At 43.7% G+C, this 18807-nt stretch carries 10 protein-coding genes; 1 reads left to right on the top strand and 9 read right to left on the bottom strand.

Annotated elements, in window-relative coordinates; translation table 11 throughout:
* Window positions 1–111: 111 nt before the first annotated feature.
* The 4 genes from FHS10_RS09675 to FHS10_RS09660 are packed head-to-tail and all read right to left on the bottom strand — an operon-like array spanning window position 112 to window position 7253.
* A complete protein-coding gene (locus FHS10_RS09675) occupies window positions 112–1818 on the bottom strand; it encodes a RagB/SusD family nutrient uptake outer membrane protein (protein ID WP_259089884.1) in 1707 nt (568 codons plus the stop codon).
* Window positions 1819–1836: 18 nt separating this feature from the next.
* On the bottom strand, window positions 1837–4977 hold the full coding sequence (locus FHS10_RS09670) for a SusC/RagA family TonB-linked outer membrane protein (RefSeq protein WP_259089882.1): 3141 nt from the start codon (window positions 4975–4977) through the stop codon (window positions 1837–1839).
* 27 nt (window positions 4978–5004) lie between these two features.
* Entirely contained in the window at window positions 5005–5919 is a 915-nt protein-coding gene (locus FHS10_RS09665; RefSeq protein WP_259089879.1) for a carbohydrate kinase family protein, read from the bottom strand.
* Between the two features lie 8 nt (window positions 5920–5927).
* Window positions 5928–7253 (bottom strand): sugar porter family MFS transporter, encoded by a 1326-nt coding sequence (locus tag FHS10_RS09660; protein ID WP_259089878.1) that lies wholly within the window; start codon window positions 7251–7253, stop codon window positions 5928–5930.
* 342 nt (window positions 7254–7595) lie between these two features.
* Here FHS10_RS09660 and FHS10_RS09655 point away from each other — a divergent pair, with 342 nt between their 5' ends.
* Complete coding sequence (locus FHS10_RS09655; protein WP_259089874.1) at window positions 7596–10361, top strand: substrate-binding domain-containing protein; 2766 nt, start codon at window positions 7596–7598, stop codon at window positions 10359–10361.
* Window positions 10362–11069: 708 nt separating this feature from the next.
* Here FHS10_RS09655 and FHS10_RS09650 read toward each other — a convergent pair.
* From FHS10_RS09650 to FHS10_RS09630, 5 genes are all read right to left on the bottom strand, one after another.
* Window positions 11070–12623 (bottom strand): right-handed parallel beta-helix repeat-containing protein, encoded by a 1554-nt coding sequence (locus FHS10_RS09650; RefSeq protein WP_259089872.1) that lies wholly within the window; start codon window positions 12621–12623, stop codon window positions 11070–11072.
* Between the two features lie 130 nt (window positions 12624–12753).
* Entirely contained in the window at window positions 12754–13791 is a 1038-nt protein-coding gene (locus FHS10_RS09645; RefSeq protein ID WP_259089869.1) for a LacI family DNA-binding transcriptional regulator, read from the bottom strand.
* A gap of 119 nt (window positions 13792–13910) precedes the next feature.
* Complete coding sequence (locus tag FHS10_RS09640) at window positions 13911–15044, bottom strand: phosphotransferase enzyme family protein (RefSeq protein ID WP_259089868.1); 1134 nt, start codon at window positions 15042–15044, stop codon at window positions 13911–13913.
* Between the two features lie 66 nt (window positions 15045–15110).
* Complete coding sequence (locus tag FHS10_RS09635) at window positions 15111–17108, bottom strand: hypothetical protein (RefSeq protein ID WP_259089867.1); 1998 nt, start codon at window positions 17106–17108, stop codon at window positions 15111–15113.
* Between the two features lie 158 nt (window positions 17109–17266).
* A complete protein-coding gene (locus tag FHS10_RS09630; protein WP_259089866.1) occupies window positions 17267–18793 on the bottom strand; it encodes a DUF4832 domain-containing protein in 1527 nt (508 codons plus the stop codon).
* Window positions 18794–18807 lie beyond the last annotated feature (14 nt).

Genomic DNA, 18807 nt, shown 5'->3' with positions numbered 1-18807 from the left:
AATAATGTATTAATTGGCAGCGATATTCAAAAACAGTAAATAAACATTTCATAAATAGAGGAACCCCGGTTTACTTTACCAAACCAGGGCCCCTTTATATGCTGAACAAAATTAATACCCAGGGTTTTGTTTATATAAACCATTGGTAAATGTTATTTCTGATTGTGGAATGGGCAGATATTCGTCTCTGCCGGCGGTAAATTTGGCTGTAGCTAAAAATGTTCTTCTGACCTTTTCAACATTGATATAGTCGTTTAAGGTTTTTTCGGCAATTCCCCATCTTACTAAATCAAAAAAACGCGCTCCTTCTGTTGCAAACTCCAGGCGCCTTTCCCATTGCAGCGCTTTACGGGCATAATCCTGTGTCCAGTTGGCTATGCTATAAGGTTTAACATTATAGGTTGACGGAAAGGTGCCATCTGTTTTTTTCAATCGGCCGGTACTCGCGGCTGCACGGTTTCTTATCTGGTTAATGAGCGGCAAGGCATTTGCCTGCTGTCCAAGTTCAATATAAGCTTCGGCCTGCATTAGCAACACATCGTCGTACCTGATGATATCATAGTTTTTTGCCGAACCCATAAACGGACCAAGCTTAAAATAAGACGAGCTTGTAGCCAATTGCTGATTACGCATGGTATGGAAGTTTCCGTAGACACCCGGATCACGTACCCAGCTATTGCTGAATGGCTTTGTGTTATCGTATTTATACGGATGGCCATCAATACCAACGGTATGGTCTAACCTGGGATCAACCGTTACTTTTGTTAAATCGACGATGCTGTTGTTAAATGTATCAAAGTTGGGCAAACCATTTACATCGGTAGTATGCGCATTTACCAGGTTCTGGCTTGCAGCATGGAAACCGCAGCAGCCATATTGCGGCGCGCCGTGAGGATAATTCAAACCATCTTCAAAATTCAAACGCCCGTCGGTAGTGCCGTCATTAATGCTGAACTGAATTGCGAATACCGACTCGGGGCCATTTTCGGTTTCGGGTAAAAAATCGTCGGCAATATCTGCACTTAACGAATATTTTCCTGAAGAAATAACCGCTTGCGTAAGCGTAACAACTTCCTGCAACCTTGTTTTGTTGATATTGATCACATGGTGTTTATCGTCCTGTTCATAGGCCTGGTATAACCTTAATTTAGCCAAATAAGCCTGGGCATTTAATTTATTGGCCCTGGCTAACTCTGGCTGGGTAGCTGGCAGGTTATCAACGGCGTACTGAAAATCGGCCGCAATTTTATTCCAGGAATCCTCATTTGATAACGTGTTTGAAACTTTCAGGATATCATCCGCGGTTGCGTTTTCGTCAAAAATGGGAATGTTTTTGTATAGCAGCTTCATGGTGAAATAACTATGGGCACGTAAAAATTTCAATTCGGCCAAACGTATTTTCTTATTAGGGTAATCGGCCTCGGATAACGAACTAACTGCTCTTAGCGCAACATTTGCCCTTGATATAGATTTGAACAAATTTTTCCACGTACGCGAAACAAACGAATCCATTGATGGGGTTACCAGGTTGTAATGCTCAAGTGCATCAACCTCGCCAACGTCGCCGGTGCCGCCGCCACCTTTGTAGGCATCATCCGAACGTACGCTGCCGTAAGCCCAATTGCTGTATATAGGGCCTATCATATCGCCATTACCAATTGCAGCATAGGCTGCGGTTACCAAACCTTCAATAGCGGTTGGTGTTTTTAAATCTGATGAAGACAATACGCCTTTTGGTGTATAGTCTAACGCTTTTTTACATGAACTGAAGATGATCAGTCCGGATAAAACAGCTGTAAATAATATTTTTGCTTTCATGCTGAATAGTTTTTATCGTTAAAATGATGCGTTGATACCAAAACTGAAAACTTTAGGAATTGGAACCGGGCCAAGGTCAATCCTTTCCGGATCGGGACTTAAATAGTTTTTACTTTTTAACGTAAACACATTTTCGGCCATCGCGAATACCCTCAGCCTGGTAAAAACTGCCTTAGGTACAATAGTGTATCCAATTTGAACGTTGCGTAGTTTGAAGTAAGAGGTATTCACAATAAAGTAGTCGGAAGTACGGCCTTCATTATTGTTATCTTTTAGTGTTAGTGCGGGCACCGTTGTATTGGTATGCTGCGGTGTCCAGCCATCAAAAACACCCGGACCCACGTTTTCGCGGCTATGCATCAGGTTATTATACAGGGTATACACATCAAATCCTTTTCTGCCTGCAACGCCAGATCCGAATATTGACAGGTCGAATTTTTTATAGGTTAAATCAATTCTTACACCATATTCTAAAACCGGCAATGTAGTCCCTATCCAGGTTTGATCATTGGCGTCAATTTTCCCGTCGTGGTTTACATCAACATAACGGATGCGACCCGGCCCCGCGCCTATTTGCGTTGGGGCAGCATCTACTTCGGCCTGCGACTGGAAAAGACCGGCTGTTTTATAACCAAATATGTCAAACTGTGAATGCCCTATTATGGTGTTATCTATATTGCCGGGATAAGCTGGTCTAACGTTCTCTGGCAAATCAGTGATCTTGTCTCTGAAGTGAGAAAAGTTTAAAGTAACATTGTAATTAAAATCGCCTGATTGCTGGCCGTGGTAGGTTACTAAAAACTCCCAGCCTTTATTGCTTTTTGAGGCACCGTTAACGGTCTTTGATTGTCCTTCGCCCAATGCCGAGGCAACAGGAGGTGTAATCAGGATACCTGTGGTTTTCCGGGTAAAGTAATCAAATGATCCCGAGATCTTATCGTTCAAAATGGCAAAATCGAGCCCCGCGTTTATTTCTTCTGTCGACTCCCATTTAAGAGCTGGGTTTGCAGCCTGCGTTTGTACAAAACCCGAGGGTAGTGAACCTGTATTAGCACCCGAAAGTGAGTAAGCAGTACCCACATTCATGTACTGCTCCCAAAAGCCTGGGGTTAACTGATTTTGGGTAGTACCATACCGGGTATCATAAAGTGCGAATCGAGAAATATCACCAATTTCCTGGTTACCAACGCGGCCAACACCTGCCCTTAGTTTTAATTCAGAGAAGATAGTGTTGTTTTTCATGAAGCTTTCCTGGTCAATTTTCCAACCAAAAGAGGCAGCCGGGAAAATACCATATTGGTTATTTGACCCAAACCTTGATGAACCGTCGCGGCGGATGGTTACCGATGCCAGGTATTTACCGGCATAATTATAATCTAACCGTGCAAACTGCGAAAACAAGCTATTCCCCGTTGAGCGGCCCGTTACAATGGTATTGCCCGTGCCGGCATCTAAAGTAAAATAGTCTTCGGTTTGTATGGCATAGCCTTGTTTAAGCGTGGTCTGAAAATCGGTAAAGGTTTTAATATACTCGGTACCAACCAATAATTTAAAATGGTTGTTGGTTGTTAAATCGTAATTGTATCTTAACGTGTTTGAAAAAGTGGTACTCAGGTAATGATTCTGGTCAAAAAACAAGCTATTGGTTGTACGGGCCAGGGCACCTTCCTGGAAAGTTGGCGTTATTACCTTACTCAGGTAATTTGCATTATCGGCACCAAAATTCGATTTAAAATACAGGTTCTTAACCGGCTGGATTTCTAAAAAAACGTTTCCAAATGTGTTTACCCGGTTGGCATTATTCCATTTGGCCAGATCCTGCATGTGCAAAGGGTTGTTTCTATCAGAATAGCCTGCGCCTGACTCGCCGGCGTAAGTAACACCGTCTTTTTGATATACAGGTATAGTAGGTGCCAATGTTACCGCCAAAAATGTAGTTGCTGCGCCACCCAGATCTGTGGTCGTAAGCGTCTCGTTAGAGTTGGTTATTTTTAAATTTACGCCAAAGGTGGCTTTGTTATCAAAGGCGCGTACCACACCGTTAATGCTACCTGTAGTACGGTTGTATTTGGTAAACCTAACCAGGCCTGTATTTTTGATGTTGCCAAAGTTTATTTCGAGCGATGCATTCTTGTTACCAACCGATGCGGTGAAATCATTATTATAAACCATGGCTGTTTTATACAGCACGCTTTGCCAGTCGGTATCACCGGCGGGGGTATTCGGGTCGCCGCCAACAAATTGTTTGGGTACCACGCTATTTAAAACCGGGTTGTTATAATTACCATTCCAGTTAAAGGTGTAAATATCACCATACCCAGCAGCCGGGTCCTGGCCATCATTTACCGAAGCCTGCCATAAGGCCTTTCCCCTGTCAGCAGAATTCAGCATTTTAAAACGCAGTGATTTTTCGGACTGAACAGATGTACTGTTATTAAACTGGAACTGGACTTTGCCCTGCGTATTGCCGCCGTTTTTGGTAGTAACAATGATAACGCCATTTGAAGCCCTTGATCCGTAGATCGACTCGGCCGAAGCATCTTTTAGTACCTGTACCGATGCGATGTTTGAGGGTGATAGATTTTGAAACACTTCGGGCCTGGTGGTGGGTATACCATCAATAACGTATAAAGGGTTGTTATTGCCCAAAGTGTTGGCTCCCCTGATCAGTATCCTGCTGGTTGATCCATTGGCCGATCCATCTTTTTCGATATACAAACCGGCAACCCTGCCCTGCAAAGCCTGCATGGTGTTACCCGAGCTGTTGTTTTTTACCGGGGCTAAATCAACAACCGCTACCGCGCCCGTCAGGTCTTTCTTTCTTTCAGATGTGTAGCCGGTTACAACCACCTCATTGAGTGCATTTGCAGCATCTTTAAATACGACGTTAAGTACTTTAGTATCGGCTGCAATAGGCATTACTATAGGCTGAGTGCCCACGTATGAAAACCTGATAGACTGCCCCGTGACAACGGAGATACTGAATTTACCGTTAGCATCCGATAATACCGATTTTTGGGTTTCAACAACCACTATGGTAACGCCATCCATTGGTTTAGATGCGTTATCCAATACGGTCCCGGTGATAATACGGGATTGCGCGTATCCTTCACTTATTAGCAGTATAAGAAAGGAACAAATAAGTAATAGTTTTCTCATTGATTTTAATTTAAATTTATTGGTTGGTTAAAATAGTTGGTTTTTAAAGTCTTGATATTCTGCGATTTTATAATCGGGACAACCTCCTTTCTTTGTTGCAATAAAGCCACCCATCGCTATTGCGTTTTTTAATAAAATTTCCGGCGGTGCGCCGTTATAATGGTTGACAATAAAGGCGGCCAAAAAAGAATCGCCGCTGCCAATGGTATCAGTAACTTTTACCTCGCGCCCTGCAACATGATAGGCCTTATCCGGCTTGTAGTACGATGCGCCAAACTCGCCCTTGGTAACAACTATTTCGGGAATGTTAAAATGGTCCTGTATAAATCTGATCTGCTCAGATTCTTTGCCGAACGATCCCCTGAAAAGGCCCTGAACCATTTCAAGTTCGGCCTGGTTAAATTTTACAATGTCGGCTTTATGAAGCAGTTCATCCAACAAATCGCGGCTTATGAACGGTGGCCGCAGGTTAATATCAAACACTTTAATCGCATCGCTCTCCAACAATTCAAACAAGGTATTACGCGATACACTGTTACGCGACGCCAAGCTGCCGTATACCAGGTAGGTTGATGGCTGTAACTGCCCAATGATTTGCTCGCTATCACTGATAAAATCCCAGGCCACCGGAAAAACAATCTCGTACGATACCTCGTTGCCATTGTTCATTTTGGCAATTACCTGGCTGGTTGGATGCTCAGTATCCGTTTGCAATAAATGTTTTGGTATGCCCCAGCCGTCCATCAAATTTTCCAGTTTGCGGCCATTTGCATCGTTACCTATTTTGCTTACCAGGCTGGTTGGCATTCCCAGTTTATTTAGGTGATAAGCTACGTTAAGTAACGCGCCGCCGGGTTGCGGGCCATCGGGCAATACATCCCAAAGGATTTCGCCGTAGCAAATGGCCGGGTTTGCTATGTTTGTTTGCTGGGTCGTCATCATTTTAATTATTAATGCATTACCATATTAGTTTCTATCTGCTCCAATGACCGGCCTTTGGTTTCGGGCATAAACCGCCAAACAAAAATGAGCTGGCATACCATCATCACACCAAAAAATGAAAATGTAACCGCGCCGCCCAGCGACTCGGCCAGATAGGGAAAGCAAAAAGCGATGATAGCCGCCATTACCCAATGGGTTGAACTGCCCAGTGTTTGACCTTTGGCACGTACCTGGTTGGGGAAAATTTCTGATATAAAAACCCAGATAACCGCCCCCTGCGAAAAAGCGAAGAAAGCGATAAACATCATCATATAAATGGGGATCGCAAACCCGCTCATGTGCCCGGAGTAAAAAGTGAATGCCACCATAAATAGTGATGCTATTAACCCAAATGAGCCAACCAGCATTAATGTACGACGCCCTACCTTATCAATAATATTGATACCCAGCAAGGTGAATATAAAATTGATTAACCCGATGCCAACTGTAGATAGCAGCGAAGAGTGCGCGCCAAGCCCGGCCATTTCAAATATGCGGGGTGCGTAGTATATAATGGCGTTAATGCCCGATACCTGGTTAAAAAACGCGAAGAGCACAGCCAATATTACCGGAGTTTTATACTGACCAGAGAAAAGACTGCTACTCGAAGCGGTCTCATGAAGGCTGGAGTTTTTGATAGCGGCAAGCTCCTGCTCGCAGTTGAGTGGGTTTATTACACGCAAAATCTCTAACGCCCTGCCGGTTTCACCTTTTTTGAGGATGAGCCAGCGCGGGCTTTCCGGTATAAAGTAAATCAGCACTAAAAACAGTGCGGATGGGAAGGCCTGTACACCCAGCATCCAGCGCCATGAAGCTTCGCCGCCCTGGCTAATAAGGTAGTTAGATAGGTACGAGATAAGAATACCCAATACTACATTGAACTGGAACAAACCTACCAAACGCCCCCTTCTGTCGGCGGGTGATACTTCTGAAATATAAATAGGTGCTGTTACCGATGATATACCTACACCCAACCCGCCTAATAGCCTGAATACTAAAAACAGGTACCAGTTATCTGCGAGTGCGGTACCTATTGATGATAACAAATAGGCTGCAGCTACAAAGTATAAAGTATTTTTTCGTCCGAAGATATCTGATGGCCTTGCACCGAACAACGAACCAATTACGGTACCAATAAGCGCGATAGATATAGTAAGCCCATGCTCCATTACAGACAGGTGCCAGAATTGCTGGATAGATTTTTCGGCGCCCGATATCACAGCGGTATCAAACCCGAAAAGGAAGCCACCAAGGGCCACCACCATGGACCAGGCCAGGACGGAATGTTTTCTCATAATAATTATAAAAGGTGTTAATTGGATTTACAGTTGCAAAGTAGGACGATATGCAAAGCGGCTGTTATTGATTTTATACCAAAAGAGTATAAAAATTAAAGCATATATAAATAATTGATTATCAACAAAATAAAATATATCATCAATACTTTTTTACCAGGATGTTTGATTTTGATACACCGTATTTACAGTTTTGATACATGATGACACGGCGGAAGTCAGCGGCCGAACTCTGTTATTTGTATTATAAAAACTTTTATCGATACTTTTGTATACGTCCCTCCCAAAAAGGATTGTATTAACCAATAAAACCATACTTAAACGGATACTTAATATTTTTTAATGGCTTTGCTTTGTCACCTGCGCAACCTGTTATTGCTAACCATATATATACTGATGGTATTTACCGGCTGTAAAAAAGCCGACAAAACATCACAGTATACCATAGGCTTTTCGCAATGTGTAGGCTCTGACTTGTGGCGGCGTAATATGCTGGATGAAATGAAAATGGAGCTTTCACTACATCCGGATGCCCGTTTTATTTATGCCGATGCCGATAACAGCAGTAAAAAACAAATTGAACAGGTAAAGCAAATGCTGGGTGAAGGCATCGATCTGCTCATCATATCACCAAACGAGGCGCAACCCTTAACAGGCATAGTAGAGCAAACGTATAATAAAGGTATCCCGGTTATTGTAATTGACCGTAAAACATCGTCAGACCTTTACACAGCTTATGTGGGCGCCGATAATTACCAGATTGGCAAAATGGCCGGCGAATACATTGGCAGCAATTTAAAGGGCAACAGCAACATTGTAGAGGTGATGGGTCTACCCGGCTCTTCGCCGGCAATTGAAAGACACAGGGGCTTTAGCGATGCCTTAGCTAAATTTAATAATATACACATTAAAGCCCAGGTATATGGCGACTGGCTGAAAGATCATGCCCAGAAACAACTTTACCAGGTACAGCCCGATTTAAACACAGCCGATGCGCTGTTTGCCCATAATGATGTAATGGCAAGCGCATCCAGAGAGGTTTTGAACAACCTGCATTTAAACCACCATGTTAAAGTATTAGGGGTTGACGCGATGCCCGGAGCTGGCGGAGGCCTGCAAATGGTAGCATCAAAAATTATTGATGCCAGTTTGGTATACCCCACCGGCGGTAAAGAAGCCATTACCACCGCGTTCAGGATCTTGAATAAGGAGGCTTTTGCCAAAGAAAATATCCTGCAATCGCTGGTTATCGATTCAACCAATGTACAGCTTATGAAAATGCAATGGAACAAGATCAACAGCCAGCAAAAGGATATTGAACGGCAGCAATCATTATTGGAAGAGCAGCGACAGGTTTACAATAGCCAGCAACTCATTTTAAATATCATTGTAATAACCCTGGTGCTGGCCATTGTTTTTGGAGGACTTGCCTTTTACTGGCTGATGGAAAACCGCAAGATCAATAAAAGCCTGGAAGTAAAAAATAACGAAATTTTGGCACAACGTAACCAATTGATAGAAATGTCGGCCCGGGCCGAAGTTGCCACCGAAGCCAAGCTGAATTTTTTTACCAATATCTCGCACGAGTTTCGTACACCATTAACGCTCATCTTATCACCGGTTGAGGATATGATGAAAAATGAGAAGCTGAATATTATAGCTGGCAACAATTTAAAACTAATACATAGAAATATATTCAGGTTGTTAAGGTTGGTTAACCAGCTGATCGACTATCGCAAAATTGAGTACGATAAGCAGCAGATTAACGCGGCACCAAACAACCTGATTGATTTTGTTACGGATATTATGGATAGCTTTCAGCACAATGCCCGGAAACGGAATATTAGCCTGAACTTAATATCGGCAGAAAAAAATATCAGTGTATGGTTTGATGCCAATATGCTGGACAAAGTTTTCTTTAACCTGCTATCCAATTCACTTAAGTTTATTAACGATAATGGTCGCATCCAGGTAACCTTCTCCCAAAATACCGAAAACGTTGAAATAGCCATCCAGGACAATGGCATAGGCATGGAGCCTGAAGAAGCTGAACACATTTTCGACCAGTTTTACCAGGCCGATAATGGCGATGCAAAGGGTTCTGGCCTGGGGCTTTCCTTATCTAAAGAGATCATTTCCCTGCATCATGGCAGCATCAAAGTAAGTAGCAAAAAATGGCAGGGAAGTATTTTTACCATTACACTGCCACTTGGCAATCCATACAATTACAGTACCGGCCAACCCGGCAAGCTTGTTAACGCTGCTGCCATTGATGAGCGGTCGCGTATTTATACTACCGATCTTGAACAAGGTGAAATAAATACCGAAACAACTGCCCTTGCCAATCCTAAAGAGCAATCGATCCTTATTATTGAAGACAATGCCGATTTGCTCGGCTACCTGGCCGATAAACTGGGCGCTGATTACGAGGTTTTTATGGCTGATAACGGCGTACAGGGTTTGGTAGAAGCATTTGAAAAAGTGCCCGACCTTATTATATCAGACGTAGTGCTGCCCGGCATGTCGGGCAAGGTAATTACAAAAAACCTTAAAACGGATATCCGAACATCGCACATCCCGGTGATATTGCTCACGGCGCAGGCCAGCGTTGAACAGCAAATTGATGGCATTGACAGCATGGCCGATGTGTATATGGTGAAACCTTTTAATTATGATCAACTTCTGGCAACGGTAAAAAACCTCATCAAAAACAGGGTGCTACTTAAAGAACACTTTACCAGCGATGTAAGTCACGGCAAAATACCGGTATCAAAATCGCTTGATAAAAAATTTCTTAACGATTTTGCAGGTATAGTAGAGCAAAACCTGGCCAATGAAAACTTTAATGTGGATGACATCTGCAAAAACATCGGTATTTCGCGGGTGCAGTTATACCGTAAAGTAAAAGCGCTATTGGGCTGCAGCATTACCGATTATATTTTAAACCGCCGGTTAAAAAAGGCCCGATACCTATTAACCCACGAAGGATATTCCATCTCCGAGATAACCTACATGGTAGGTTTCGCCAGTCCTAATTATTTTTCAACGGTGTTTAAGGCTCAGTACAATTGTACCCCAAGCGAATTTAAACGGAAACAGGCATCGTGAGTAACATGAAGAATTAATTAAGGCTGAGTATCCTGTTTGCAAGATCTGCGCATCTACATGGCTAATGGTCATAAATCTTTTAAACGATTTAAATTCACAACAGACTGTATATCAGTTAAAAAGTTAGACATATTACCACCTTCTTCTACCGTTCTTTATAGCTATATTGAAGCTAATTTTCTCAAATCTTCAACAAAAAAGTTTGAAAATTGCGGTCGCAAGTCACTTAAAGAGACAACATATAGGTGTTGCCTCCTTTTTTTATACCAATAAAAATCTGTTAATCAAATAATTACAATAAAGACTTTTGTAGGTCGATTTTAGCAGAGAAATTCCGGAACCATTAAAGGGTAACGGTTTAAAATTGCGCCAGAAATGCGATTAAACTACTTTTCTATAGTTCGATTTCTCGTTAAGATTTACTGCACTTAAGTTGCTATCATATTGATAGGTCTTTGCGACCAAACAAAGAAAGTTCAATATGACCGCAGCTTCATCATCATCAACCTGAATGCAATTTAACATAAAACTCCGGAACAATTTAAAATGACGCTGGACTTGTTTAACAAATGGTTATGGCATCGAAAAAACTTTTTTTCAATACCATTCCCGGCAGGGTAATACGATTGGCCGGTACATAATAGGAATTAAAGAGGGCGGGGGTATCAACCTCCGCCCCTTTTTCAAACTTCTGTATTATAATAAATTCTAATAGGCCGTTTCGTCAGCTCCGATGTCAACCCGCGAGTTTTGCACTCTTGTCTGGCTGTCTATATCATATTCGCCAGGCGCTGCGGTAAAAGATGGTAAACCTTTATTGATACAAGCCGTTGCCGAGCTCGTCAAATGAAGATTAGGTGTGGGCAGGGTTGCCGTTGTAAATCCTGGTAACGCATATGTTGAATGTGCATCTAAACCCAACGCGGATTGAAAATTGGCCAATGAATAGTAACCTTGTCCATTGATCCCACCCCAGTCAAATGTTATCGTGCCCGAGGTACCCGACAGCGAATAATAATTATTATAATCCATTGTAAGGTTTGTGGATGTATAATTCAACAGCGCGATAACTACAACATTACTCCTTGACTGTACAATATTGTTAATGATGTTTAAATGGTCGGTATTCTGGATATCTATCTCGCCGTCATATCCTCCGGCAGAAACGTTCTTGAAGAAAGAATTATTAGAGATTGTTGAATTGGTAACTTTTCCGTTCGACTGGTTGGAACCTATCAATATTCCCGCATTCACATTGTTGTAAATTAAGTTATCGCGGATGTTAATGTTGTCTGCGTTATAATTATTGTTCTCGCATCCTACAGTGATCCCTACGCCATTGCCATAAGTGGTATTGCCTTCAATATTGATATAAGCGCCGCCATCTACATAAATCCCGCCAGAAGTTGCAACCGGAGAAACACAGTTATAAACCGTATTATGTCTTACGTTTCCTGAGCGGGCGTAATTAACTGCTGCGGGTGCGCCTGTCCAGGAATAGTGCCCCGTCATATCCATGCCAATGTTGGGGATGTCATGAATAATGTTGTTTTCCAGCAGGAAAATCTCCACATTTCCGGCCAGGGTAAGGCCTTCGCTGTAACCTGTATTACAATTGTAAACCTGGTTACTGCCAATGTAGATCTGGTTGTATGAACCGGTGCCGGTGCCAACTACATTCAGTGGGTTAGCATTGTCCGTAGAAGACGGAACGGCCGTTGCACTGGTAGTCCAGCCAACATTGGTGATCTTACAATAAGTTACCTGCACATCAGTTCCCGATCCGGCTATATATATGCCCTTGGCAAAAGCCTGGATATCATTCGTAAAATTGAGGTGATCAATCCGGATATAACTCTTGCTGGAAACATTTAACAGCGGGATTAGTGAAGAATTGGTGGTACTGCCATCCACGTTTACAGTCCCTCCGTTATAACTGGTGAGCGTGATAGGGGCTCCAGACGCTCCTGAATGCGGCCAGTTCAATCGCTCGTAATAGGTACCTGCGGCTACATAAATGGTAGCACCTACTCCTTCCGTGGTTTTATTGAGCCCTGCCTGGATAGTTTTAAGGGCACTGGTTGCAGAAAGCCCTGAATTGGCGTCATTACCCGTCGAGGTATTGACATAATAACTGGTGACAGACGAAACAGACAGGTGACTTGTTGTGACCGAAGTGTTTGTTACCGGTTTTAACGAGGATTGTTTTGAACATCCGGCGCAAACGGATAAACATAAGAGCGCGAAAAGGAAGTGTCTCATAGTTGTTGTGTTTAGTTTATAATTTAGTAAGCAATTTACAAATAGCCGAAGTAGCGTACAGGCATTACAGCACTAAAAATGAGGCAATTAAGCCATGCAACCGATTGTTCTATCGTATGCAAACGGTTGCTTAATCTACTTTTGCGCTGTCCCTGAAAAAGATAATATCTGAATCGACATATTTCTGAAAACATCTAACCGGAGCCTGTTCTTCAACAGACATTTCATTCATTAACTGTATCAGGATGTTGGCTGCGATGCTCCCCTGCTCGGCCGGAAATTGTTCTATAGAGCCAAATGGCCTGTGCTCAAACAAGCCCCAATCCGGCAGGTTCCCAAAGCTGATGAATTGAAAAAGGTCTTTTAATCCCTTAGAATTTAATACTCCGAAGCAATCAAGAAAAACATAGTCATTAAAAACGACGACCGCTGTGGGGGGATCATTCAGTTCAATCAATTTATTCAAAGCCGACAAATTTCCTTCCCGTGAAAGGTCGGTTGCTACAATGAAGTCGGATTTCAGCTCAATCCCATGCTCCTTAAGCCCCTTAACATAGGCAACCAACCGCTGCCTGCTCGCAGAAAGGGCAGCTGGTCCGTTTATTAACGCTATTTTGTGATGCCCTGCCGCTACCAGCTCATGGATCCCCTTTAAAAGCCCGGCTTGCAGATTGGATGCTACAAAATGAATATCTGTCCGGTCAGAAACGCAATCAAAGAACACCACGGGAATATTAAGTTTTTCAAGTGCTGATAGCTGTTGATAGTCGCTGCCTTTTTTGGCGATAGAGATAATCAGCCCATCTATGCGATGGTTCATGAACTTCTTCACAATCTTGATTTCCGTTTCCATATCGTCATAGGATTGCCCGATCATGATATTATAGTTATGCGTGGACGCGATGTTTTCTATCGCAGTAAATGCGGAACAGAAAAACGGTTCTGAGAACTCAGGGACGATCAGCCCCAATGTATAGGACCGCCTTTTGCTAAAGGATATGGCAGCCCGGTTGGGAATATAATCCTGTTCCCTGGCAACTTTGCATACCCTATCAGTAGTTACGGGGCTGATGCCGGGATGTCCGTTAAGGGCCCTGGATACAGTTGAAGTAGAAACGTTGAGCACTTTTGCAATCTCTTTGATGGTTGTAATTTTTTTCCGTTCCATATTGAAATCATAAGGTTAACCGGGTGTTGTTTCCCGTTGGCACAAGAGCTAAGCGATATACCCGCCGCACGTTACTTTAATCATACCTGGTCTTGTCTAATAGATTTAGCCTGTTCATGTTATATTTTAATCGCCGATGGTGTATTTTTGATATTAGTCCATTCCCTTAAGATAATGCCGTTTAATTCCCCAACATGTTCCTCCAGCATCTTCACTAACTGAATCTGGGCCCTGGTGCGTTGGAGGTTATGTCCCTTAGCATTTATTTTATAATAAATATCCCCGTTAAGATGGTCGGTCAGGAATCTGACAGCCTGCATATAGGGCAAGAGTAAAACTCCCTGGATCAATGATTGAACCTCCTGCTCTATAAGGAATGACAATGTTTTGGCAAGGAAACCTCGGGTAAAAGCGGTGAACAAGGGAATATTTAACCTAATCTTTGAAAGATCCTTTTCATCCTCACTTCCCTGGTTGATGATCGTCCGGATCGCATCCCCGAAATCATATGCGGTATATCCCGGCATTACGGTATCCAGATCGATCACACATTGAAAACGGTCATCCTTTCCGAGCAGCACATTATTAAATTTGGTATCATTATGTGTTATTCGAAGTGGCAACACTCCGGCCCGGCCCAATTGCAAGATATTCATCATTTTCGATGACCTTTCCAGTAAGAACCTCATCTCTTCCCCTACCGATGGCAACCGCCCCACAGCATCCGCGTGCATAGCAATGTCCAGATCTCTAAGTCTTTTTTCTATATTCAGAAAATCGGGAATGGTCTGGATCAACAGTGCCGGGTCCAGGTCGGCAAGCGCGCTCAAAAAGCTGCCGAAGGCCAATCCACCCTGTAAAGCCTGATTTTCAGTACTGACCTGGTCATAGCTTAGCGTTTCCCTCATGAAATAAAACATCCGCCAGTGGCCACCATTATTGTCAACCAGTGATAAACGGCCATTCTTACACTTAACCAGGGTTAATACATTAAGTTCGGGGTCCAGTGCAGGTGTCGCGATGGCTTTTCTTTTAAGATGGCTGATCACCTGATCAATATTTGACATCAAGCCCTCCACATCTTTAAAAACATGGTCATTGATTTTTTGGAGCAGATAATCAGGAAGGCCCGGCTCTCTATTTTTCAATAGGTAGGTATCATTAATATGCCCTGAACCATAAACTTTTACCCCGCCAACCTTGCCCCGGATGTTGAACGCATTGATGATATCGTATAAATCTAAATTTGTCATTTTAACTACTCTATTTTGAAGAATGCCTTAAACGGAAGGCGGTTTATTTCCAGCACCCAGGCACATTTAATATTTTAATTTTATAGCGTCCATTACCAATACCTGGAAGGGTTCAAGTTCAATAGTTAGCTGCCTTCCCTGGCTAACCTGATGGTGATCCTGGGACCTTGCATCATAAAATACATAGTTATCCCCTTCACCTTGTGGGATATCCAGCAATTGCGACACGGCGGCCTGGTACTTTCTTTTTTTCGTGCCGGGGTTTCTCAGCGTAACCACACCTTTACCGTGTTTCCATGCAGCATAGCCGTACACCTCGGCTTTGGCAGGATCACCGCCCAACCAGTGGACATCACCGAAAATGGATTCATTACGCTGTGACCATTTTGCTGCTTTACTCAAACAATCCCAGTTGGCGCTGTTCAACAAATGGGGATTTACATATAACTCCTGCAGTGATGTGCCCGTGCCGAAGAAGGACCATATCTCGTCCTGGATATTCTTATCATCCATTTCCAGGGAATCTGGCAGGCCATTGCCCGCGATGACTATTCCGTGGTTCATAATCGCGTTTAACGGGTATAAAGGCGCCCGTTTAACAATGTTTTTATATACCTGTCCATCCCGGTAAGTGATCCAACGCTGCCGCTTAGGCCCTTGTCCATCCAAACCGGTATCTTCCCCTGCCCTCCAAATCACATCTCCATACTTCAGCCAATAAACTGATGGCCAGGTACCAACTGTTAAACTGAAATATAAATTGGATTTTATAGCCCGGAGACCAGAGATCAGCTGCAGCAGGGCCTCAATATCTTTTTGGTATTTTAAGCTGGCGCCGCCTGCTCCGTTCCCGGCTCCCACCCCATCAAATTTGAACATAGACACGTTATATTTTTGCACAAAATCTGTAGTGACGGATGTAAACCGCTCTTTGTAAACCGGTCCCGACAATGCGAAACCGTTCTCATTTGTTTCAAAAGGAGGCACCTGTGTTTTACCAAAATCAATGCGTTGCTGTTTTGGTTCATTATAACCTCCCCAGGGAGAGATCCAAACGCCGATGCCTGCATTTAGCTTTTCTGCAGCGGAACGAACCTTGCTAAACCCTTCGCTAAAGCCGGAATTGAATTTCCAGAGTGAGCGGGGATCATCCCACCCGTCATCAAAAAGGAAAGCCTTGAGCTTCACGCTTCTCTTTTTTACCAGGCTGTCGCCAAACACCCCGATTCTGTCCAGGCATAGGGAATCATTCAGTTTTAAAGTATCATAAGAAATATCGAACCATGAATTATAATGCAGCACCTGGTGATATGGAGTGGCCCGCTCTCTTTCAACATAATATAAAAAACCCCTTCTTAACTGATTTTTGGGCGTTACTCCCCAAACTGCCGAAACCATAAGCGGTGCAGAGGTAGTAACCGGGTCAAGCCGGGAGATCTTTGCTGTTACCTGTCCATGGCGCACGCCCGAGCTGCTCATGGGGTGTTCAATGGCAAAAAACATATTTCCCCTGATCAACGGTGATCCATCTACTGTTCCACCTTTATAAAAGCCTTTGCCATTATTGATACTAATCATGCTTACGCTTTCAATCCGGACTGGGCTGCCGGGCCTGATGCTGATGACCTGCCGGACATAATTGGCGTGATCTCCAAGCAGGGCTTCCCAATTAATAGTTAAGCCTATTCGCTGGTTATACAAAACGGCTACCAATTTTTTTCCCGGGAGCTTGCCTGTATCCGACTGAACCTGAATCCCTTTTCCAATCACCGTAAATTCCGACGAGGTAATGAGCCCGCCTTGCTGCAAATCGATCCTGAACAAAGGGGAATTCCTGATGGCTAACCGGTCTCCGGTCGCTTTATCAGTAAAACTTTCTAAAGCCAGTTTTTTTGTGCCTTGCCTGAATTGCAGGGCCAAAACCTGATTACTTATACTTATAACATTCCCTTGGGCGCTGCAAACAGCGCTGCCTGGATCGGTGCCGGGATAGGTTACCTGCGCCACGGTCTTTACTGTAACAGCAAGCAGTAAGAAAATAGTTAGGTGAATATATCTGGTCATACGTATAATTTATCGTTTACAACCATAAGCGCGGGCCGTAGCCTTCCAGTTTTATAATTGAGCTTTTGCCCACTTATTTTCCCGAAACACGCGATTAGCTCCATGATCGACGTGCTTTTCACCGTCCCGATATTGAGTATCTTATTCATAGGTATTCGTTATTTGATGATCAGTGAGGCATTCAGTTTATTGTAACCGGTTGTGGGTTCCCAGGTATCGCCGTTAGCCATCCGGATACTATACTCCGGGCGGGATGACAGGCTCGCAAATTTATCCGGCAAATTCAGCAGGAGATCGTATGTGCCGGCTGCCAGGTCACCCGGCAGGGAAAGTTTTTCTGTCAGTACCACGTCTCCGGTGTACCATTTCCTGATATCAGTATTGAACGGTATAACAGTCACCTTGCCGCCCGACTGGTTTCTCAACAGGAGTTGAACCGGCCTTGGATTAAAAGGCGATGCATAACCCTGGTTTTGCAGGTTAATTGTAACCTCCAATTGGCTCCCGGCGGCTGCCTGCGCCGGAAAAGAACCGTTTTTTAAAACCAACCGATACCCCAGTTTACTTTTAATGTCGTCCATGCAGCCACCAGTAACCCAGTCATTGTTAACGCTTAGGTTATATTGCGCATTAAGAAAGCTGTAATGGAACATGGCAAATTCTGTTTGCGCCGTTCCGGTGGGGCCACAATCATTTTGCGGGCTATAGGAGTTATCACAGGTTTCGCCACCTACAACCGTATATTTGCTGTCATAACTCTCGAAATTGCGGAGTGCCGATGTGGCATCCTGTAGCGGCGTAGCCGAATTGCCGTAGTCAACATACGTACCTACATCATTTGGGCCTGATAAAAAACAGTCGTTATGTAGTCCGATCCGTGCTTTGTCTGTACCCGTAAAGGCTTCATCCTCACTCGTAGCCGCCGAGATCACATTCGCAGAAATACCATAAACATATCTTTCTTTGATCTGGGGATACCGTACCTGCAACATCCGGTCGGCAGGTATTACACCAAGCATGGCTTTGATAACCTCATTACGATCGTTCCAGTTGCCATCTAATAATTTCCCTTGTGCGTTTTCGGATGCATCGCCAAAATAATCAGTGTAATAACCTTCGCCGTAAATCCCGATAAGACCAAGCTGCACACAGGCTATTACGTCCTCGTTAAGCTGAAAATAGGGTTTCAATTGGGCAATGTGGCCCAAAACAATGGCTTTCGATGCATCGCCGTAAGGAGGACATATTGAGCCGGCAGGGCAACTGCCTGTTTGCGTGGTATTGACATATACAAACCGGGGTATTAATTTAACACCTGCAGCTCTGGCAGTTGCACAGTCATTGTTCAGCCTGGCCAAAAAATCTGCAGACAGGGGGGCATTTTTAAAACTATCCAGCACATATTCGAGGAAAACAAGACTGCTGGAAACAGAATACTTCGCATCCGGGATTGGATGAACCGTCCGGTACGCGGCCAATGTAGCCTGGTCAAGCGGATAATAATCAGATGCATGAATTTCGGCATACTGATAAAAACCCCGCTCCGGGTTAACAATATCTTCTGTGCTTTCCGTGTAGGTAACACTTACAGGTCCGGTGCTGGTACTTTTCATGGGTATTTCCTTTTTGCTGCAGGAAGTAAGCAGGCAGGTCAACACGGCCGCTATAATTAGTATATTCTTCATTTTCATAATAAAAT

Origin of the sequence: Mucilaginibacter dorajii (assembly GCF_024808255.1) — a bacterium.
In the GTDB taxonomy this organism is placed as follows: Bacteria; Bacteroidota; Bacteroidia; order Sphingobacteriales; family Sphingobacteriaceae; genus Mucilaginibacter; species Mucilaginibacter dorajii.
This window is presented reverse-complemented; position numbering and strand designations above follow the sequence as displayed.